The organism is Flavobacterium notoginsengisoli (genome assembly GCF_014207905.1).
Taxonomy (GTDB): Bacteria; Bacteroidota; Bacteroidia; order Flavobacteriales; family Flavobacteriaceae; genus Flavobacterium; species Flavobacterium notoginsengisoli_A.
Map to the genome: position 1 here is coordinate 363,250 of NZ_JACHLB010000002.1, position 21,816 is coordinate 385,065.

Here is a 21,816-nt window from a genome sequence, read left to right on the forward strand (position 1 = left end):
AATTGTTAAAAATCTTGGCCATCTGGTGTAGGAGCTAGATGGCTTTTTTACTTTTGGTTTTGGTTAATTTGTTCTCTGTTTTAAGGTTAATATTTATTTTCTAAGCTTTCTAAGTAGGAGGTTAGTAAGCTTCTTTACTCTTTCTCACAGCCTTTTCCGTCCAAAATAACGGCTCCAGCTTTGTTGTAATGATATTCAGTTTCGATAACACTGCTTATTACTTTCAAGACATGATCTAAATCTTCTTCATTTAAGAAACTAGCTGTGATTCGACAATTCTTAATTTTATCATTCGAGATTAAAATCTGCACTTTGTATTTTTGAGCTATTAGAGAAGCAGCTTCAGCCATATTCAAATCATCTAGAATCAGGTAATTGCTTTTCCACTCGGTTACAATGGCAGCGCTAACATTATTTTGTTCAAAGCTTAAAGTGCTTTTGTTAACTTTAATCTGCTGATTAGGAGTAATTACACCATATATTTTTTCGGTATCTCCAACCTGAACTTTACCGCGAGCAACAGTAACTTCAATGTTGTTCGATGAATTTTTAGCATTAATATTAAAAGCAGTCCCTAAAACTTTAGTTTGAATTTTACCCGTGTGCACGATAAAAGGTTTTTCCTGATTATGCTTAATGTCAAAAAAAGCTTCACCCGTCAATGTTACTTCGCGAGTTTTAGAGTTAAAAGCATTCTGATCGTACTTTAGGGTACTATTATCATTTAGAAGAACCGTGCTTCCATCAGGAAGATGAACCAATTGTTTTCCGCTAAAGTCAATTAAGGTATTTTGCGCTACAACTGCCGGAGTTTCTGGTGTAATGGTTGGAATCGCTTTTTGTTTAAAGAATAATGTATTTCCTAAAGCAATTAGTAAAGCAATGCTGGCTGCTACAAAAAGTGATTGAAAAATTACTTTTCTTCTTCGCTTCGGATTTAAATCTAAAACCTTAGGTTCGTTTTGCGGTTTAGACAAAATGTAATTTAAAATATCATCACTCTGTTTTTTATCCATTACATCTGTAACATAATCACTTTTCAGCATTTCATGAATTTTTTCTTTAAGAAAATTATCATGTTCGCCCTGCTGAATAATGCTCATCATTTGCTCTTTTTCTGCATCAGATAGATTATTCTGCAAATAGCCTTCAAATAACTCTTCGAACTTTTTTTGCTGCATTTGTTTCGTTAATTAAATTAGTACTTGTTTGTAAATGATAGTTTGGAGTTTTTTTTCTTTCTTTTTTGGGGGACAACGCACATTAAGTATGTTCCTTTTATATAAAGACCATTTAAAAAAGGGGAGGGAGTAGTTGAAAGTAAAAAAAATGTAAAAAAAACGTAAAAAAAGCGGATTATGCTTTTTTTGAAAGAAAAACCTTTATGCTAAAGTTTGAAAAAAAGTAGAAGCGACATGAACATATTCATGTAAGGAGAAATTTTAAGACGTATAAACTTCAAAGCCTGAGCCATGTGTTTTTTTACTGTTTCTGTAGAGATGCCTAGATCTTCACCAATTTTTTGATGACTTAGTCCGTCTCTTTTAGCCATTTGATAGACTTTTTGCTGTTGAGGAGGAAGTTGCTCTACAATTTGATTTAAAATAGTATTGTATTGCTCGTCTTTAATAGTAATGTCAGTATCTATAAAGCCAGCTTCTTTTCTATCTATTTCAGTTATCTGACTAGTTTCTTTGGCAATTTTTTTAATCGAATTGAATAAATGATTACGGGATATTATAAAGAGATAATTCTCGAAATCAATTACTTCAGCTATATTTTCTCGATTCTGCCATATTTTCAAAAAGACATCTTGAACAGCTTCTTCTGCTTGAATTTTTGATTTTGTGATTCGTAAAGCAGTAGCGTACACATTATTTTTATATCGATTGTAGATATTGGTAAACGCAAGCTCGCTTCCTTGAGATAATTCAAGAAGAAGTTTTTTCTCGTCAATATTCGAATTTTGAGCCATGTTTTTGGTAACAATCAATTCCGCAATATTATCTATTTTTTTTGAAATGAAGATTATTTATCGATAGCAAGCCTCGAAAAATGTTGTTTTACCATTATATCATTAAAATAATAAATTATCGTAAAAATAAGTAATGCTCTTTTGAATAACATTCAATAGCGCTTTAGTTTGATATTTAATATATTGTAGGTTAAGTCTTGTTTTTATTAGAAATTGATCAGAATAGAATTGAAATTTCATCTTTTTTTAAAGTATTTTTATAAAAGACATAAAATTGCCGTTCTTCAAACTACTATTTTTTCGTCAGAAAATTATCAGTATTTAATTTTGAGGTAAAAGATGTTTTTAAATGATTATTTTATAAAATAGCTATTTGAAGATTTTAAATGCAGGTTTAAAAATCTAAAAATAGTGCAAAACAAAGAAAAACCCGTAAATATTAAGATTTACAGGTTTTTCCACATTTTTTGTAAGGAGAGCAGGATTCTAGCTTTAAGTCTGAAACCCATATATTTCTATTTTTCTTCAATGGCCTCAATTCTCTGTAACCTCATTATCCTCAGTCATATCTATAGTTTTTGGATGTAGGCTCACGAGTTGTAAAATGATGGCAGTAACCACTACAAATAATAGTAGTACAAAAACATTTCTCATTCCGCCATTATCTGCGGCCTTTCCTAAAAACTCGGTTATAACGGCTCCAGCCGAAATACCTACAAAATTCATAATTCCATATCCAGTAGCCCTGTAGCGAGGCGCAACAAACTGGCAAAGAATTGGCATATTATTCGTGTCGTATATTCCAAATCCAAGTCCGAAAAGGATAGCGCCAAAAATAATAGCCTCTATACTGCAGCAGTAACCAAATAAAAACAATGCAGGAATGGTAAGAAATAATCCAATAGCACTGGTATAAATGCGTCCTTTAAGATGTTTCATCACCCATCTGTCTGAAATGGCACCGCCAATTAAAACACCAAAAAAAGAAGACATTGAAATAGTTATCGTTGCAATTGGTCCCGCGAGAGACATGTCTAAATGTAACGTTTCAGTGAATAAGGTTGGTAACCAGTTTTTAGCCGCCCAACCCGGTAAACTTGGCGCAGCAAAATAAAAGAGTAAAACCCAAAAGGAGATATTACCAAATAATATTCCCAATCCTTTAAACATTTGCTTGAATTCATAGTTGACAGATGACTTTTTTGAAGGATCAAAAAAGTAGGTTTTCTTTTCCTTTAAAAAAAACATAAGAAGTAAACTATAAACTACACCGAGTAAACCTACGGAGTGAAAGCTAAAATGCCAAGAAAAATGCTTAGAGATAGTAGCTCCAAAACCGCCCAGCGCCTGTCCTAAATAAATTCCGGTAGTATGAATTGCAATTGCAAAAGAGCGTGTTCTTTCTTGATGGTAATCTGCAATTAGAGATAATGCAGCTGGAATGTAAAAAGCTTCACTAAAGCCCATAATACCACGCAAAATATAAATCTGATTGAAAGTTGTGGCATAACCCATCGCCATAGTCACGCCTGACCAAATAAAAAGACTTCCAATGATTATTCTTTTTCGGTTAAACCGATCTGCAATAATTCCAGAAACAGGACTCATAAGAGCGTATATCCAAAGAAAAATAGCCATCAAAAGACCAAAATTTTCAGCTTTAGCTAATTCAGGAATATCATCCATCATCGCTGATTTCATGGTGGAGAGCATTTGTCTGTCTAAATAATTCAATAAAGCAACAAACCATAGCAAGCCAACAACAATCCATGGATAGGATTTTTTTTCATTCAATTTAGCAATCATTCTCTTTTTTCAAAATAAAGGCCGAATATACGAATTCAAACTCAACAGGAAAGAATTGTTTTCTATGTTATTTGTTTGTAATGTGTGACCTGTAAATAGTAAAGATGCATTCGTACTTTTAATTTTTTAAAATTTGATGTGCCGCAATTTTTCTATAGAGATTGAAAGCATATTTTATCGATTCTCTTTTAATTTAAGGTTTGAAGTTATTTTAAAGAAGCAGATAGCGAGGGCAAATGTAAATTCAGCAATTAAAAAAAACATTTAGACAATCTTAACTTCTGTGATAAAAACGGAAGCAATTTCAAAGTGCATTTATACAGCAAAAAGTCCCTTAAAACTTTAAAGGACTTAATTTTATATTGTAAATAACTTTCGTAATTATTTTATAAAAGCTAAAATATCTTTATTAATAGTTTCTGCTTCTGTAGTAGGCATACCATGTGGAAATCCAGGATAAGAAATTAGTTTTCCATTTTTTAAAAGTGCAGCAGCTTTAGGTGCCTGATTGTAAGGAACAATTTGATCATCTTCACCGTGAAGTACTAAAACTGGTATGTCTAAACTCTTAAGATCTTCTGTAAAATCAGATTCAGAAAAAGCTTTAATACCTTCATAATGAGCAAGTACAGAACCCATCATTCCCTGACGCCACCAATTGTGTTTAATTCCTTCTTGAACTGTTTTTCCTTCGCGGTTCCATCCGTAAAATGGAATAGGGAAATCATAAAAGTATTGTGCTCTGCTAAATCCGGTTCCCTCTCTAATTTCATCAAAAACGGATAATGGAACACCTTCCGGATTGGCTTCATTTTGTATCATAATTGGTGTTACAGCACTAATAATGATTGCTTTTGCAACACGGCCTTTTCCATATTTTGCCGCATAACGAATTACTTCACCTCCGCCAGTTGAGTGTCCAATATGAATGGCATCTTTTAAATTTAGCGCTGCAGTTAATTCTGCTACATCTTGTGCGTAAGTTTCCATATTATTTCCTTCTGAACTTTGACCAGAACGGCCGTGTCCTCGTCTGTCATGAGCGATAACTCTGTATCCTTGTTTTAAGAAAAACATCATTTGTGCATCCCAATCATCAGACGATAAAGGCCATCCGTGGTGAAAAACAATCGGCTGTCCTTTTCCCCAATCGTTATAATAAATTTCTGTTCCGTCTTTGGTTGTAATTGTACTCATTTTTTTATGGTTTTAAGATGAATAAAATTAGGAGTATCCTAATTCTTTGTATGGTCATTAAATTCTAAGTTTTTATCTGTTTTTTTTGACTTAGGTTTCTTTGACAAATTTATAGGGGAAGCCAAGAGCACTCGATTAACCTAGATTAAGTAATAAAAATTTTATTTTTTAATCTGAGATAAATGCTCTAAAAATCTTCCGTTAAATATTTTTGTATGGAAAAGAATTACATTCGTTTTATCTTTTCGTAAATGGCAGGATCGTGTTTTTTTACTTTTATTTTCACGTACTTAGAAGCCGGCATATTACTTTCTTTCACGACATTGTTGACAGAAACCAAGACATTTGTTTCAGGAAAATAAGTTACCGTATTACGCTCTGGAATCTGATACGAAACGATAAGGAATAGAGGTGCAATTCTTTCGATGCCGTCATTATAATTAAATAAATCTACTTTGTCTCCCGCTTTGAATCCCGCTTTATCAATGTCCTTTTGATTCATAAAAATAACGCGTCGTTCATTTTTTATTCCTCTATAGCGGTCATCCATACCATAAATAGTAGTGTTAAACTGATCATGTGTGCGCGTTGTGGCCATCATGTATTCATCTGCCTCTAATTCATTATCGGGAATTTCTGTTAAAGTAAAAGAAGCGCGATTAGCCGATTCTTTGGCTTTAAACTGACCATCACGAGGAGCATTTGGGAGGTAAAAACCGCCTTTTTCCCTAACTCTGACATTGTAATTTTCAAAACCTGGAATACAGTTTTCGATTGCATCTCTCACGGCATCGTAACTGTCATGATAAAGTGGCCAATTAATAACAGATTTTTCACCAAGTGTTGCGATCGCCATACGGCAGACAATTTGAGTTTCGTTTAGAAATTGGTCTGATATAGGTTGCAGCACACCTTTTGAAGACTGTACAACGCCCATAGAATTTTCGGTACTGATAATCTGTATTTCGTTGTTTACGATATCCATATCACTTCGAGAAAGCGTTGGCAGTATCAGAGATTCTTTACCGTGTATTAAATGACCTCTGTTAAGTTTCGTAGATACACAAACCAAAAGTTTGAGTTTTCTAAATGCTTCAGCAGTATAAGTTGTATCTGGCGCTGCCGACAGAAAATTTCCTCCCATGCAAAACATAACTTTTACTTTCTCTTCATGAATTGCTTTTATAGTTCCAACGACATCATAACCGTGATCTCGCGGGGGATTAAATCCGAAATAGGCCTGTAGACGATCTAATTGTTCATTTGTTGGTTTCTCATCAATCATCATGGTTCGGTTTCCCTGTACATTGCTGTGTCCGCGAACTGGGCAGACTCCAGCGCCAGGTTTTCCAATACTGCCTTTGATTAGTAAAATATTGACAATTTCTCTAATCATGTCAACTCCGTTTGGCTGCTGTGTAAGTCCCATTCCCCAGCAGATGATAATCCGTTTTTTGAAAGCAATCATTTCTGCAGCTTCGATAATTAAATCTTTGGAAACTCCGGACAGAAAAGCAAGATGATCTAAATTTAAATTTTCGAATTGTTTCTGGAAATTTTCAAAACCAGTTGTTTTGTCTTTGATGAATTCATGGTCAAAAACTTGTCCCGGATTTTTCTTTTCCATTTCAATTAACAAAAGTTCAATAGCTTTCAGCAAAGCCATATCGCCGTTTATTTTTATAGGAAGAAAAAGATCTGTTAGTTTTCCGCCCGAACCAATTATACCTTTTATCGCCTGCGGATTATGAAATCCCATTAAACCAGCTTCAGGCAGTGGATTAACAGCTATGATTTTTGCACCGTTTTTTTTGCCTTTTTCTAAAGCGCTCAGCATTCGGGGTGCATTAGTTCCCGGATTCTGTCCGATTATTATAATCAGATCAGTATCGTAAAAATCTTCTAAAGTAACCGTTCCTTTTCCAATTCCGATTGTCGTTTTCAAAGCAGTTCCGGAAGTTTCATGGCACATATTAGAACAATCCGGCATATTGTTGGTTCCAAATTCTTTTGCAAAAAGCTGATAAAGAAACGAAGCTTCATTACTGGTTCTACCCGAAGTATAAAAAGCAGCTTCATTTGGAGATTCGAGTGCATTTAAATGAGAAGCAATTTTTGCAAAAGCATCATTCCAGCTAATGGGCTGATAATGCGTTCCACCAACAGGCAAATACATCGGTTCCGTCAATCTTCCCATTTTTCCAATCTGATAATCGTCTAATTGTGAAAGACTATAAACAGAATTTTCTTTAAAGAAAGCCGCTGTCACTTTTTTGGTTGTAGCTTCTTCGGCTAAAGCTTTTGCTCCGTTTTCGCAATATTCACCCAAAGGAGACCGATCGTCATCAGGATCTGGCCATGCACAGCTGGAGCAGTCAAAACCACCCATTTGATTCATCTTAAACAAAGCTTTCCCGCCTCTAAGAACTGTTTTGTCTTCAATAAGATCGCTTACCGCCGCCATCACCGCAGGAACACCGGCGGCCCATTTTTCAACTTTAGTTAATTTAAGTTTAGAAAGCTGGTATGGATTTTCTGCCTCAGGTAATTTATGGGTTAAATCGTCTGTATTTTGTTGCTGATCGTTCTTCATTACATTTTGGTTTAATGGCTATTGTGTTACGATTACGGTTTGATCCGATGAATTGTATATATTCAATCTCTTATCTTTTAGAAATCCTAAAAGAGTGATGTTGAATTCTGCTGCAAGTTCGACTGCTAAACTTGACGGAGCGCCAATGGAAGCAATGATAGAAATTCCAGCCATTGCTGCTTTTTGGATTAATTCAAAACTTGCTCTTCCGCTTAGAAGCAAAATATGTTCGTTTAAAGGCAGTGATTGGTTTATTAATGATCTTCCAATTAATTTGTCTAATGCATTGTGTCTTCCAACATCTTCAGTTAAAGTAATTAAATCGCCTTGCCTATTAAAAAGCCCCGAAGCATGCAAACCTCCAGTGGATTCAAAATCACTTTGTGCAATTCTTAACTTTTCAGGAAGTTTATAAAAAACAGATGCAGCAATAGCAATTTTTGGTCTCACTAAATTGCTAAAACGACTTACTGTTTTTATAGACTGAATCGAACTTTTTCCGCATACGCCACAACTTGAAGTCGTATAGAAATTTCGATCTGTCTGCATTAAATTTGGACTGAAATTCTCCTTTAGATCAACCTGTACAATGTTTTGCTTTTGAGAAACACAGTTCATTTTTAAAGCATAAGCATCTTGGACATCTTCAAAAGAAGTAATAATTCCTTCTGTAAACAGAAAACCTATTGCCAGATCAATATCATTGCCCGGAGTTCGCATCGTAACCGAAATATTCTTTTGAATTCTCTCTGAATCAGAACCATAGGAAAGCCTGATTTCCAAAGGTTCTTCAACTGAAAGTGTGTCTAAAAACGATGAAATCTCGTTGCCGTCTATTCTTTGGACGTTTACGTGTTTGATGGAAACTAATTCCGAATAATTTATTTCCATAGTTTGATAATTAAGGTTCTCACGTAAATTTAATTAAAAATCAGATCAAAAATAGATTTACTGCGTTAATTAATAGATACTTATAAGTATGTGTTTATTTCACAATTTCGCTCATCAGCTGAAGCAGATCATCTGCACCAGCATTGAATTTTCTGCCATTTACAAAAAAAGAAGGAGTACCATTTACACCGCTCATAACACCACTTTCAAAATCAGAATCTACTTTTGCAGCGAGTTCAGATTTTTTAATATCCATATTAAACTGACGAGAATCAAGCCCTAATTTGTCTGCTAATTCTAACAAAAATGCTTCGTCTAAATATTCCTGATTTTCGTAAATAGCATCGTGCATTTCCCAAAATTTTCCCTGTAAAGCGGCTGCTTCTGCCACAATTGCTGCGGGACGCGCGTATTGGTGCATTTCTGATAATGGAAAATTTCTAAAAACAAATTCTATTCGTTTTCCGTATTTTTCCATCATTTCTTTGAGAACAGGATATGCTGCTCCACAATACGGACATTGATAGTCTCCATATTCTACGATTACTATTTTAGCATCTTTTTTTCCTTGTATATGATCAGTTTTACTGACCTCTGGTTGTAGTGACATAATTAATTGGTTTAAATGGTTGAGAATAAATTTTAAACACATAGAAACATAGTTTTGTTAGTGACAAAAAGAAAATGGAAAGAAACTAGTTTCTAAAACATATGACTATGTGTATTTTGGCAAGTGAAACGTCTTTTTTTAATCTGTAAAAAACTATGTTTCTACGTGTTTAAAAAAACGCAACACTTTGTTTTAAAGTTTTTCTAAAGCTTCCAGAATTCCATCGGCTCCTGGATTAACCGCCATTGGAGAGAGATAACTCCATTGTATAATTCCTTCTTTATCGATTACAAAAAGAGCACGATTGCATTCGCCTTCGGTGTCATTGTAGACGCCGTATTTTTTTGATATTTCTCCTTTCGGTTCAAAATCTGCCAATAAAGGGAAATGCAGATTTCTGGATTGAGAAAAAGCCATGTGGCACCATTTACTGTCTACAGAAATGCCGAAAATTTCAGCATCGTATTTCTTGAAAAATTTCAGCATTTCATTGTAAAGTGCCATTTGATCACTGCAAACCGGACTCCAGTCGGCTGGGTAAAAAGCCAGGATCACATTTTTTCCTTTAAATTCGGATAAAGCGATTTTTTGGTCTGGTGTTGCAAATAATGTAAAATCTGGTGCAATGTCATTTTTCTTCAGCATAAGATTTATTTTTAAGGTTAAAGTCAGTTATAAGCAGGAACAATGCGCAAATAATTAATAATGCGGCGGGCAGAATAAGTGTCCAGTTTTTTAATAATGGAAGCATAATCGGAACAACTGATGCTCCAAGTAAAAAACCAATCCATAATAGCAAAAGCCGGATGGCATTGAGCTTATAAAACTTTCGACTGTTTTTATCGTGGGACAAACTTAGCATTGCTGTATTTCTGGCGAGACTATTTAGAGTTCCTGTTACGAAATCAGTATTTATTTTTTGATTTCCGACTGTTGTTACAATGGTATTCATAACCCCAGTTGAAAATAGGATTATAGGAATCGACAATCCATTATTTATATTATAATAATTGGATACCATTGTATAGACAATCAGAATACCGGAAACAATATAAAATGGCAGTGTCTGAATTTTAGATTCTCTCCATAACGAAATACAAGTTCCCGCATATATTCCGAAGACAAAACAGCCAATAACGCTTAAAGATGAAATAAGTACGTTTAGTTTACCGCTTGATAAAGCGATTCCCAATTGCGTGCTGTTTCCGCTGATAAAAGAGACATATACTTTCCATTTCAGGAAACCGGCAGCATCAAGATAGCCAGCAATAAACGCTATAAATATGGCTAGTTTCTCTTGCGATCTGGTTTGTTCAGACGAATCAATGAACTGAGTTTCGGCAGCCACAATGCTTACTTTTAAGGTTGAATGAACAATTTACTTTTAGGAAATTTTTCGATTTCACCTTTCGCCAAACCAAAATTGGTTACCACCACATCTTTTGGATTTCCTGCAAGCCATTCGCTCAAATCAATAGATTGATAAACCCCACTATTAAATCCGATTAAGATTTTGCAAACAGTATTTCCGGTGTTTTTAATATAATGTCCGGCGCCCATTGGGACATAGCCTACATCTCCTGCATTGAATTGCTCGGTTACCACTGTACTTTCTGCCAAAAACACAGACATTTCGGCTTGACCGGAAATATAATATTGCCATTCATCAGCGTTTGGATGCCAATGCATTTCTCTCAAAGCACCTGGCTGTAATTCTATAATTGATCCTGCCATTGTTGTACTGATAGGGAATTCTTTGCTGGTTACCAATCGTTGCAAACCACCTCCCGGAATTATTCTAGGCTGTTGGGAATGTAATGGATAGCGATGTAAATTGGTTAATTCGATATCTGATTCTTCAGGTCGGGAAGCGGCAGTAAAGGATAATTCATCTGGAACAATTCCGGCAGCAAAATAGGCTTCTTTTTGAGGTAATGCTGCGACTTCTTCTAGTGTAATTCCTAAATTTTGAGCAACAATTTCCGGTGGCATACAGGATACAAAATCAGTTACGCTGAAGGTATGATCTTCAGAAAAATTACCATTATCGAAGATTAAAATAAAATGACATTCTTCTGTTCCTGTTGCTTGAATTGAATGGCCGTATCCTTTTGGAAAATACCAAACATCGCCCGGTTCGAAATTATCAGTATAACTTTTGCCATTTGGATGAATGATAGTCGTACGCACAGTTCCTGAAATAACATAAGCCCATTCGGCTGCATTTGCATGCCAGTGCAATTCTCGCATACTTCCGGGTTGTAATCGCATTGAAACTCCTGCAATGCCAATAGAAGCAGGAAAATCTTTTACAGAAGCTCCTCTTGTTGTGCCGCCATCATTGGTGCGTGGTTCTTTTTTTTCTAATTCGTATTTGAAACTTAATAATTCGGTTGTCATAATAATAGCTTTTGATGATTAATTATATTGGTTTGTAATTCTATTGTAAAGCTATTAAAGATATATGCTGGCTATAGTTTGAATTCGTTGGATGGGCAAAATGAGTCGTTGAATTTAGTAAGAGAAACTTTAGGAAATTATTTGGCTTATTAAACTATAATGAGTTTGTTCTTTAAGGATTTCAAAACAAAAAAATCACTGCAATAAACAGTGATTTTTGATTTTATATATGAGATAGACTTTATTATTTGTAAAGCCATTTTTTGATGAGTTTGGTATAATTCGGCATTACTACAAATACCATTAAAAAAACGATGATTCCCGAAATTATTAGCCCGTCAAAGTAATGATTTTGAGGGATTTTAAAAAAGCTTAGAAAGGGGAGTGCTAACAACGGAATTAGAAGTGACAATGGATATATGGCTGACCAAGTTACAAGAAATTGTTTCCAGCGAACAGGAACTTTATTCCCTTCATTTTCGGCATTAAAAAGAAAATCCAACCCCGATTTTATTTGGTAATTGTCATTTTTTCTAAATAAAGGATTTGCTTTTTGAATGAGTATTTTACGATCTTCAGATTCCATCCATGATTTAAGGTTTTCAATAGTATCAAATCGGATAATAACCGTGTAAACAAACGTTAAATGCGGAATTGGTCGTACGATCTGCAAATCAATAAAACCATTTGAGTGTTTGGTAATGGGAACAATTTCATCCAGCCATTTTTCATATTCCTGTTCTTTTCCATCCAGAATGTGATGCGTAATAACAACAGATGCGCCTTGATTTTCCATATTGTTGTTTGTGTTGAGGTTTCTTCGAAATAATTATCGAACTAATATAATCTTACCTGTATGGCTGCCGTCTTCCAATAATCGATGTGCGGCGGGAGCTTCTGTAAAGAGAAAGGTTTCAAAAATGATCGGTTTAAACTGTTTCGCTTCGATCAATGGCCAGACGTTTTTTTGTACTTCTTTCGCTAATTGTCTTTTAAAATCATAGTCTCTACTTCTTAATGTGCTTCCGGTAACGGTTAAGCGTTTCAGCATCACTTTCCAGATATCAAGATCTACATGGCTGCCGCTTACGGCATTAATATGAACTAATCTGCCTTCAGGTTTTAGTATGTTTACATTTTTGCTGAGGTAATTGCCGCCAATCATATCTAAAATGACATCGATTCCTTCTTCTTGCAAAACGGTTTCGAAATCCTGAGTTTTGTAATTGATATAAGAATCAGCACCAAGCTCGAGACATTTCTGACCTTTTTCATCAGACCCGACCGTCACAATTACGCTCAGGCCTAAAGCATGAGCGATTTGGATTCCGGTAATACCAATTCCGCTGTTACCACCGTGAATCAAAAGGGTTTCTCCAGATTTAAGAGCGCCTCTTTGAAAAACGTTTGACCAAACTGTAAAAACCGTTTCGGGCAGACTTGCCGCTTCTGCAAAAGTTAATCCTGATGGAATAGGAAGGCATTGGCCTTCTCGAACGCTGACATATTCTGCATAACCACCGCCTGCAAGAATAGCACAAACTTTATCACCAACTTTAAAATCGGTAACATCTGGTCCGCATTCTACTACAATTCCGGAAACTTCTAAACCGGGAATTTCAGATGAAACTCCAGTTGGTGCAGGATAATTGCCTTCACGCTGGAAGATATCAGAACGGTTTAACCCCGCCGCTTTTACTTCTATTAATACTTTGTCTCCGTTTACTTTTGGAGTTGGATATTCTTGTAATTTTAATACATCTGGACCTCCAGACTGCGTTATGACTATTGCTTTCATTTGGTTTTTGATTAATGGTTTTTATTTGACTGTTCCATTCTTTTCCAGATAAGTTTATGAATCACTAAACGAGAATTACTAATAAATGGTTTCTCAGTTTCTAAATGCAGTAATCCATCTTTAAAAAGAACTTTTCTGTTTTGTGTCTGATCTCTCCAATTTTCAAAAAGCGAAACCGACATGGTATGACTGACTATCTGTTTTTCATCATCAGTTTTGAAAGGACCGGAATAAGCGAGATACGGTTTATTATTTTTTGTATCAGAATTTTCAAAATCAGTATTCATTATTTGTGCCGACATATAGCCGTCAAGATTATAAATGATAATGCCTTTTGGTTTGATCCCCATTGGATTTGTAATTTCTCCATCCTTTAAAGGTACTTCAATCAGTTCAACTAAAGTCCAGGATCCGAGTAGTTTTTCAAACAAGTTGTTTTTCATGATGCTTAAAATAAAAAGAGCGCACATTGGTGCGCTCGATTTCTGTGCTATTAAAATGGCTGATTGTATTTTCCAGTCAATGCTTTGTTTTCGATACTTTTAGCAAAATTTGGAGTTTCTTCGTGGTTGTGAGCGTCAGAAGCTGCTTGTCGTGAAGCTGCCGCGCCTGCTAAATCTACACCGTGTTCTTTTAAATATTCAAACATTTCTGGTGTCGCAGTTGCATGAATTTCATTAGTATAAAGACAAGTATTATCGTCGATTTTGGTTACTTTAAGTTCCCATAAAACTTGAACTTTAGTACGTCCGTTTTTAGTAATTGAATCTGAGATAGACAACATACGGCAATAATCCGGACGGTGAACGGTTGCCACATAATGCTGTACCATTAAAGCATCTCCGATTGTCTCTACATTAATTGACATTGGTTCGCCTTCGTAAGTGCTCGTAATTCCTGCGCCGATATGCTGTGTAGAACAACGTTGGTATTCAGCATCTGGAAGGTTTAAAAGCCAGTCTGCGATATTTACTTTTTCTATAGGAGCATTAATAATTGCTGTAACTGCTGAATGTGATAATGCATTTTCTTTGGTTTGGATGATTTCCATGATTTCTTGGTTTTAAATGTTTAACTGAAGTAAATTTACCTCCTTAAAACGGTGTAACGTCCTACTATTCATCGAATGGGCAAAAGCACTCGTTGAAAAAGCGAAATCAATCGTTTGTTGTTTTTGAAGTTCAAAATGAAGAGCAAAAAAAGACCTCGTTTGAGCAAGCATAGCCAGTGGTTTCAGCCACTGGGACACAAAGAAGATTAAATCTGCATAATGTAAGTTTAATATGTTTTCAAAGATTGAGACCTTAGTTTATGCTAGAAAACAGAAAGGCACAAATGAAAAAAGAGACTGCCTTTTGAAACAGTCTCTCAATTGAATAATATATAGTAAGATAATTTGTTTTACTAAAAACGAGTTGTTTTCTTATTTATTTTGCAGCGATTCAAAAAGTATTTTAGCTTCTAAAAGAGATAAATTCAGAATCTTTTCAACATCATTTAAAATCTGCTGTAAAGTTGTGTTTTGTTCGACAGCCATTTCAAGAATATCGAGTTTTTCTTCTAAGAGAGGCAGTAACCCCATTATAGCGGCGCTAGATTGTAAATCGTGCGCTCTGAGTTTTACCATTTTAAAATCCTGATCTTGATAAGCTCTTATAAGCTGTTCCAAATGCAATGGTACATTGTCAATAAATTGTTTGGTCACAGTTTGTTCAAATGTTTTGTTGCCGCCGCTTACCGATTGCATATACGAAAGATCAATATGCTCAAAAACAGGATTAGATTGTAGAATTTCTGTTGTTTCCGAATTTGATTCTTTCAGTCCAAAATTAGCAATCAGTTTAAAAAGTTCTTCTTCTTTTATTGGTTTTGAGATGTATTCATTCATGCCTTGGCTCAAACATCTTTCCCTTTCTCCAGGCAGCGCATGTGCCGTCATAGCAATTATCGGAATATCCAGTTTTAAAATTTCTCGAATTTGCTGTACAGCAGTATATCCATCCATTTGAGGCATTTGTAGATCCATTAATACCAGATCACAATCTTTTTTTCTGAGATACTCAACTGCTTCCAAGCCATTAGAAGCCATGTCAAAATCAACATTCCATTGAGAAAGTAAATGTTTCATCAAACTTTGATTGATCGCATTATCATCTACAACCAAAATTCTCAAAGCAGTATTCGAGATATCTTTAAACTGGCTAATATTTGCAATGGGTTTAGAATGAAGCTGTTCTTTAGCAATGCCGTACGGAATATGAAAACTGAAAGTGGTTCCTTTTCCTTGTTCACTGCATACTTCGATATCGCCGTCCTGCAATAAAATCAGTTTTTTTACTATTGATAATCCAAGACCAGTTCCTCCATAATTTCGGGTTGTGGAATCTTCACCCTGATTGAATCTTTCGAAAACTTCATTAAGTTTTTCTTTATCAATTCCAATTCCGGTGTCTGTAATTTTAAAACCCACAATAACCTGATTTTCATTTTGCAGTTTGTTGTAAACTTCGATGCTTACAGATCCCTGATGCGTAAATTTTATGGCATTTCCAATCAGGTTTACCAAGATCTGAGTTAGTCTGGTAGCATCACCAATCAAAGTATCCGGAATTGAACTATCGACTTTACTGGAAATGGTTAGTTTTTTTTCTTTTACTCTTTCCAGAAAAAGTGTTTCAACTGAATCTAATAGTCCGTTAATGCTGAATATTCCTGGCGTGATACGCATCATTCCTGCTTCAATTTTAGATAAATCGAGTATATCATTAATAATCGTCATTAAATTTTCGCCCGAGCGCTGAATAGAAGTCACAAATTCTGCAGAAGTCTCGTCCAAATTCCTTTTCTGTAATAAATTGGTAAAACCTAAAATACCGCTCAAAGGAGTTCTGATTTCATGACTCATATTAGCTAGAAAATTTTCTTTGGTTTGTGCGGCAATCGATGCTTTTTTTTCTGCAATATCCAATTCTTTGATTAGAAAATGCTGTCTTCTGAATTGTCGCATAATATGATACCCAATAACGGCACCGCTTACAACTAATAAAACTAATAATGAAATGTCATAGAGTTTTGCTCTTTGCCCCATTTCCAAACTAAGGTTTCGCAATTCAACCATATGCAATTGACGCTTGTGGTAAATTTTTGCTGTAATGTCGGTAATCTCATTTGAAATTATTCTGGCTCTCGGATTTGCTATCGAGCTGTCATCATCCATATTTCCAACAGAATCATAACGATGCAGCAGTTTTCCTTTTGTTACCATTTTATCCTGTGCCAAAACTCCAAGTCTTTGGATTAATTTTTCTTCTTCAGGATCTGAATTATCCACAGACAATGAATCTAGGAAATTTCTAATCTGTCTGATTTTCTGATCAATTCCTTCGAGATGCGTAGTGTCATTGGTTGCGATAGAAGCTCGAATTCTACTTTCAACTCCCAAAATATCACGGTCGATTTCTCTTAAATGATTGCTTGAACGCAGTTCGTTTAAAAGTGTGTTATTATTTCGTATGAGTTCTTTAGTATTCTGAGCCGAATTAATTTGTACAGCAATCAATAGTATACTGCATAAAATAAAACTGCTGATTATAAAATAACTAAAGCGTTTGTTACCCATTACGGTAGACGTATTTATCATAAAATAAGTGTAAATGAAATTGTATTATCTTAATTCAATAAGACAGGATCCTAGTTTACCCAAAAGACAAAACGAAATGGCATTTAGAATACATTCATTCTTGTATTAAGCGCTTTTCGGTAAGCATCTGCAACAGGAATAAATTTTTTATTAATCATAATACCGCCATCTTGTAAAGTGTCAATTTTACCAATAGAAACAATGTAGGAACGATGAACTCTAATGAAATCATCTTTTGGCAGGCGTTCTTCAGCTGTTTTCATTTTGCCGTGTATGGCAAACATTTTTTCTTTCGTATAAAACTTTACATAATCGCCCATTGCTTCTGCATAAAAAATATCGTCCAGCTTTAAACGCCTTGTAATATTAGAATCTCTGACGAATAAGAATTCTTCTTTACCAAATTGCACATTCTCTTTTCTGCTTTCAATGATAGACTGCGCTTTACTTACTGCCTGTAAAAATCGTGCAGGCATAATTGGTTTTAGGATATAGTCAGCAATATTCAGTTCAAATGCTTCCAGTGCATATTCTTTTTTAGAAGAGGTGAAAATGATGATGATATCTTTGCCTGAAAGGTTTTTTGTCAATTCGATTCCTGTCATCTCAGGCATTTCGATATCCAAAAAAATCAAATCTACCTGATTTTCCTGTAAATGATGATAAGCCTCAATGGCATTCGAATATTCATTTACAACAGTAAGATTCGGAATTTGTTTAGCCAAATGAGATAAAGTTGTTCTTGCAATATCATTGTCATCAACAATTAACGCTTTCATGGTATTTGGTTTTTGGTTTAGACAAATATACTTATTCCTTGTTATTTTATCTAAAGTAAGAGCGTATCATCCAAGCCATTTCTTCGTGAATTTCTATTAAGCCGGTAATAAAATCGCTTGATCCGTAATCTTTGTAATCATTAGCAAAAGGAGTAATGTTACCACGGATAAAATCAATAATGCTTTCATGGTCTTTTAATAGATCTTTCATAAATCCTAAACCATCGTTTGTTCTTTCGCTATATTCGGTAAGATGTGTAAGTTCAAGATATGATTTTAAAGTTGCAGGAGCATAGTGGCCAATTTTGCGGATACGTTCTGCAACGCTATCAATGATTTCATCTAGCTGTTTGTACTGATTTTCGAAGAAAATGTGATTGGCATGAAAATTATCACCCGTAACATTCCAGTGTGCATTTCGGGTTTTAGTATAAAGTACAAATTCGTCTGCCAGTAGTTTTGCTAATTGATTAGAAACAGCGTCAGTATTTTTTTCTGTAAGGCCAATGGTTGCTTTCATAATTTCAAGTTTTTAAGTTGTAAGCAGTAATGCTTTGTTTTCTTATGTAAAGGTCTTTAGAAAACTTCTTTAAAAGGTATGATTTTAGGTAAACAGGCAAAATGAATCGTTGAAATGGTGAAGGTGTCCTTTAAGCTGTTTTTAGATAAAAAAACTATTTTAATGACAAGTAAAATATAAACTAGAATCAGTGTTTTTAATAAGAAGACAATTTCTTAAAAAAAAAATATACTTTATAATTGAATTTACGGCTACTTTTAACTGATGATACAAAAAATAAAAAATTATGAATTTGGAACAAGAAAAGGAGATTGCAGCTAAGGAAGCGGTTAAATTACTAAGAGATAATATGATTGTGGGATTAGGTACAGGTTCAAGCTCTTTTTATGCAATAAGAGAGATTGCAAAACTTGTCAGTAATGGCCTAAAAATAAAAGCAGTGCCAACTTCGAATAAAACTAAAGAACTTGCTGAGGCTTTAAATATTCCTTTGATTGATATTAATTTGATAAATTCAATAGATATCACAATTGATGGAGCTGATGAATTTACCTCTGACTTAATTTTAATTAAAGGAGGTGGTGGAGCACTGCTTAGAGAAAAAATTGTAGCCTCATTAACAAAACAAGAAATTATAATAGCGGATTCATCAAAAGAAGTAAAACAAATAGGGAAATTCAAAGTTCCAATTGAAGTAATTCCATTTGCTTCTAATTATGCTTTAAATCAAATTAAAATATTAAATGGTATTGGAAAAATTAGAATGACAGGAGATACACCATTTAAAACGGATCAGGCAAACAATATTATAGATGCTGATTTTGGCCTCATTTCTGATCCTGCTTCTTTATCTAAAAAATTAAATGAGATTAACGGAATTGTTGGACATGGAATATTTATTGGTCTGACAAGTAAAGTTATAATGGGAAAAGGAGATTCGACCGTAATTTTTGATTAAAGCAGAATTATTCAATGTATTAGTTTTGATATTAGTATATAAAACAGATTTAAGAATTAAATATAGTAAGAAGATTCAGTTTTTGTCTTGAGCACTTTTGTAAAATTTGAAGGCAAGTTATAAAACAAAAAAACCTGCAAATCTTAAGATTTACAGGTTTGTCCACATTTTTTTGTGGGGAGAGCAGGATTCGAACCTTAAGCCTGGAACCCGCGTATTTGCTGCATTTATATTTTTTTAAAACCTGTGTTGCCACGATGTTGCCATTAAAATAAAATTGTTGATTTTTAAGTGTTAATCCTTTGATTTTTAATGATTTGTATTCCTGTTTTGCTGCTGTAATTCTTTATGCTGTAAATATAAGTAAATTTTTAAAAAATTGATTGTTTTGTCCTTTTTTTAAAATTGTATAAGATGCAAATAAAAAAAACTCTTAGCTTCTTGCTGCAAAATTAGAAGTGACTCAAGATAAAGTATGATGTATTTTAGTAACTTAGTTCTCAACTGACCGGAAATCAGATAGAAATTTTAAGATTATGGCAAAAATATATAAAAGATATGACCGCATTTTTAAAGAGAGAGCTGTTGGTTTGATCGATGAAAAAAATACATTGCAAGCAGCAGCAGATGAACTTGGAATAAGATCCAGCATGCTGTGCAGATGGAGAAAAGAATATCAAAAATTCGGAAAGGGAAGTTTTCCAGGTATTGGATATGACAGATATCATCCCGATGATCAGAAAGTTTTTAATCTAAAAAAGAAATTAAATGAAGCTGCCCTGAGATATGAAATTTTAAAAAAAGCATCACCCTATCTTTATCAGGGAAATTTAATGATTTATGAGTTCATAAGAGAAAATGAACGCAGTTATTCCATATTAAAAATGTGCAGCATTTTGGAGGTGGGTTACGGCAGATACCACAGGTGGAAGAAAAACGGCATTTCTTTAAAACAGCAGCGGACAGCTCTTTTTAAGGAAGATCTTAAATCAATTTTTTTTTTATTTAAAAAAGATTAATAAAAAGCAAAAATAGGCAAAACGGTTAAACCCGTTACTATACAGTATTTTATAAATTTGTAGTCTAAAGCTGGAAGTCGGTGTACGATAGGTTTTGGGCTTAAAAAGACAAGGTTAGGTTACTAAATCATTACCAGTTTAGGTCGGTAATGATTAGTATAAATATTTATAATTCAGTCTTTTGCATTATTTTTCATAGTTCCTTGTAACTCATTGATAGTTAATTTTAAACATTAAACAATTGAGTTATGGAGACAGTGAAAAGATCCACCTTCAAGTTATTGTTTTACTTGAAGAAAAATGAACCAAAAAAAAACGGTAATGTTCCTGTTATGGGAAGGATTACCATTGACGGAACCCCTAAAACATTTGCAACCAAGCTGGAAATCGATCCCAATAGCTGGGATTTAAAACACGGACGTGTATTGGGAAAGAGCAGCCAAGCTTTAAGTACCAATCAAAAACTGGATAAAATCCGTGTGCGTATCAATAAGATTTATGATGATATGCTTAAAGACGAAGGCTTCGCAACTGCGCAAAAATTAAAACTTTCATTTTTAGGCGTTGGTGTAATGGATGACTCTCTATTAAAAGTTTTTAAGAAGAATAATGAAGATTTCGAGAAAATGGTTGCCAAAGGAGAACGCTCAGAAAGCACCTATTACAAATACAAAATTGTTTATAATCACCTCCAGGAATTTATCACTTGTAGATATTTTAGGGATGATATGGCATTTAGAGAATTGACCTGTGATTTTATTAGAGAATTCGATCTGTTTTTACGTGTAGATAAGGGATGCGCACATAATACGGTTTGGGTTTACACTATGCCTCTTTATCGTGTGTCAGAGATTGCAATCAAGAATGGCCTTATAAGAAAAAATCCCTTTGAGGACTATCAGATTTCCATGAAGGAAAATGACAGGAGCTATTTATTGAAGGAACAAGTAGAACAACTTATTTTTCATACTCCTATGAAGGAAAAATATGAGCTTGTGAAAGATCTTTTTATTTTTAGCTGCTTCACTGGTTTATCATATATTGATATCAAAAAACTAAAGAAAAGTAATATCCAATCTTTCTTTGACGGGCATGAGTGGATTATAAGTCGCAGGCAAAAATCTGATGTTGCTTCAAATGTCAGGTTAATGGAAATTCCTAAACGATTAATCGAAAAATATAAAGATATTACCCGTAATGACTTTATTTTCCCGGTACCGACAAATAGGGTTTGCAATAGTTATATTGATATATTAATCAAAGAAGTTGAAATTCTAACAGAACAAAAAGTAACTTTTCACACAGCAAGACATACTTTCGGAACGATGTTTTTGACCGAAGGCGTACCACTTGAAAGTCTTAGTAAAATGATGGGACATAAAAATATTTCGACCACACAGATTTATGCTAAAATCACCAGCCAGAAAATCAGTAAGGATATGGATTTGGTTTCCCATAAATTTAAAGCAATGGAAGAAGCCTTTATATCAATCATTTAATAATTATTACAACAAAATAGCGAGCAGGATTTAACGATCCTGCTTTTTTTATGTCCTTATTTAGCCTCAAAACACATTTACTTTCCGGCATAAATCCCACTCTTCATAAAAGAGCTTTGATATGATATTTT

The 21,816-nt window shown here is 34.3% G+C and carries 20 protein-coding genes; 3 read left to right on the forward strand and 17 right to left on the reverse strand.

Going from position 1 to position 21,816, the window contains the following annotated elements:
* Positions 1 to 134: 134 nt before the first annotated feature.
* The 17 genes from HNP35_RS08380 to HNP35_RS08460 form a co-directional block, all read right to left on the reverse strand.
* On the reverse strand, positions 135 to 1,181 hold the full coding sequence (locus tag HNP35_RS08380; protein ID WP_184160281.1) for a FecR family protein: 1,047 nt from the start codon (positions 1,179 to 1,181) through the stop codon (positions 135 to 137).
* A 206-nt stretch (positions 1,182 to 1,387) separates the two neighbouring features.
* Positions 1,388 to 1,975 carry an RNA polymerase sigma factor gene (locus HNP35_RS08385; protein ID WP_184160283.1) on the reverse strand — a complete coding sequence of 196 codons (588 nt, stop codon included), beginning with the start codon at positions 1,973 to 1,975 and terminating at the stop codon, positions 1,388 to 1,390.
* Between the two features lie 534 nt (positions 1,976 to 2,509).
* Entirely contained in the window at positions 2,510 to 3,781 is a 1,272-nt protein-coding gene (locus HNP35_RS08390; protein ID WP_184160285.1) for an MFS transporter, read from the reverse strand.
* 381 nt (positions 3,782 to 4,162) lie between these two features.
* Positions 4,163 to 4,978 carry an alpha/beta fold hydrolase gene (locus HNP35_RS08395; RefSeq protein WP_184160287.1) on the reverse strand — a complete coding sequence of 272 codons (816 nt, stop codon included), beginning with the start codon at positions 4,976 to 4,978 and terminating at the stop codon, positions 4,163 to 4,165.
* A 226-nt stretch (positions 4,979 to 5,204) separates the two neighbouring features.
* A complete protein-coding gene (locus tag HNP35_RS08400; RefSeq protein WP_184160289.1) occupies positions 5,205 to 7,571 on the reverse strand; it encodes an FdhF/YdeP family oxidoreductase in 2,367 nt (788 codons plus the stop codon).
* Positions 7,572 to 7,589: 18 nt separating this feature from the next.
* The gene (fdhD, locus tag HNP35_RS08405) at positions 7,590 to 8,462 is read right to left on the reverse strand and encodes a formate dehydrogenase accessory sulfurtransferase FdhD (protein WP_184160292.1); all 873 of its coding nucleotides are present in this window, start codon (positions 8,460 to 8,462) and stop codon (positions 7,590 to 7,592) included.
* A 94-nt stretch (positions 8,463 to 8,556) separates the two neighbouring features.
* Positions 8,557 to 9,072, reverse strand: a complete 516-nt coding sequence (locus tag HNP35_RS08410; RefSeq protein ID WP_184160293.1) for a DsbA family protein — start codon at positions 9,070 to 9,072, stop codon at positions 8,557 to 8,559.
* 192 nt (positions 9,073 to 9,264) lie between these two features.
* Positions 9,265 to 9,717, reverse strand: a complete 453-nt coding sequence (locus HNP35_RS08415; RefSeq protein ID WP_184160295.1) for a redoxin domain-containing protein — start codon at positions 9,715 to 9,717, stop codon at positions 9,265 to 9,267.
* Positions 9,701 to 10,420, reverse strand: a complete 720-nt coding sequence (locus tag HNP35_RS08420; RefSeq protein WP_184160297.1) for a YoaK family protein — start codon at positions 10,418 to 10,420, stop codon at positions 9,701 to 9,703. The genes HNP35_RS08415 and HNP35_RS08420 overlap by 17 nt, the downstream gene beginning before the upstream one ends.
* Positions 10,421 to 10,431: 11 nt before the next feature.
* A complete protein-coding gene (locus tag HNP35_RS08425; RefSeq protein ID WP_184160299.1) occupies positions 10,432 to 11,472 on the reverse strand; it encodes a cupin domain-containing protein in 1,041 nt (346 codons plus the stop codon).
* 244 nt (positions 11,473 to 11,716) lie between these two features.
* Positions 11,717 to 12,268: an antibiotic biosynthesis monooxygenase gene (locus HNP35_RS08430; protein WP_184160301.1), complete on the reverse strand. Its 552-nt coding sequence runs from the start codon at positions 12,266 to 12,268 to the stop codon at positions 11,717 to 11,719.
* Positions 12,269 to 12,301: 33 nt separating this feature from the next.
* The gene (locus HNP35_RS08435; RefSeq protein ID WP_184160303.1) at positions 12,302 to 13,270 is read right to left on the reverse strand and encodes an NAD(P)H-quinone oxidoreductase; all 969 of its coding nucleotides are present in this window, start codon (positions 13,268 to 13,270) and stop codon (positions 12,302 to 12,304) included.
* Between the two features lie 11 nt (positions 13,271 to 13,281).
* Positions 13,282 to 13,713 (reverse strand): lipocalin-like domain-containing protein, encoded by a 432-nt coding sequence (locus tag HNP35_RS08440; RefSeq protein ID WP_184160305.1) that lies wholly within the window; start codon positions 13,711 to 13,713, stop codon positions 13,282 to 13,284.
* A gap of 50 nt (positions 13,714 to 13,763) precedes the next feature.
* Entirely contained in the window at positions 13,764 to 14,321 is a 558-nt protein-coding gene (locus HNP35_RS08445; RefSeq protein WP_184160307.1) for a hypothetical protein, read from the reverse strand.
* 372 nt (positions 14,322 to 14,693) lie between these two features.
* Complete coding sequence (locus tag HNP35_RS08450) at positions 14,694 to 16,910, reverse strand: hybrid sensor histidine kinase/response regulator (protein ID WP_184160309.1); 2,217 nt, start codon at positions 16,908 to 16,910, stop codon at positions 14,694 to 14,696.
* A gap of 83 nt (positions 16,911 to 16,993) precedes the next feature.
* Entirely contained in the window at positions 16,994 to 17,689 is a 696-nt protein-coding gene (locus HNP35_RS08455; protein ID WP_184160311.1) for a LytR/AlgR family response regulator transcription factor, read from the reverse strand.
* A 46-nt stretch (positions 17,690 to 17,735) separates the two neighbouring features.
* Positions 17,736 to 18,209 carry a Dps family protein gene (locus tag HNP35_RS08460; protein WP_184160313.1) on the reverse strand — a complete coding sequence of 158 codons (474 nt, stop codon included), beginning with the start codon at positions 18,207 to 18,209 and terminating at the stop codon, positions 17,736 to 17,738.
* 286 nt (positions 18,210 to 18,495) lie between these two features.
* On the opposite strand from HNP35_RS08460, the gene rpiA reads away from it, so the two are divergent.
* The 3 genes from rpiA to HNP35_RS08475 all read left to right on the forward strand — a co-directional run bounded on the left by rpiA (position 18,496) and on the right by HNP35_RS08475 (position 21,685).
* Complete coding sequence (rpiA, locus tag HNP35_RS08465; RefSeq protein ID WP_221433433.1) at positions 18,496 to 19,167, forward strand: ribose-5-phosphate isomerase RpiA; 672 nt, start codon at positions 18,496 to 18,498, stop codon at positions 19,165 to 19,167.
* Between the two features lie 536 nt (positions 19,168 to 19,703).
* The gene (locus tag HNP35_RS08470) at positions 19,704 to 20,186 is read left to right on the forward strand and encodes a transposase (protein ID WP_184160315.1); all 483 of its coding nucleotides are present in this window, start codon (positions 19,704 to 19,706) and stop codon (positions 20,184 to 20,186) included.
* Between the two features lie 248 nt (positions 20,187 to 20,434).
* Positions 20,435 to 21,685, forward strand: coding sequence for a site-specific integrase (locus tag HNP35_RS08475; RefSeq protein ID WP_184160317.1), 1,251 nt, complete (start codon positions 20,435 to 20,437; stop codon positions 21,683 to 21,685).
* The last annotated feature ends 131 nt before the right edge of the window (positions 21,686 to 21,816 follow it).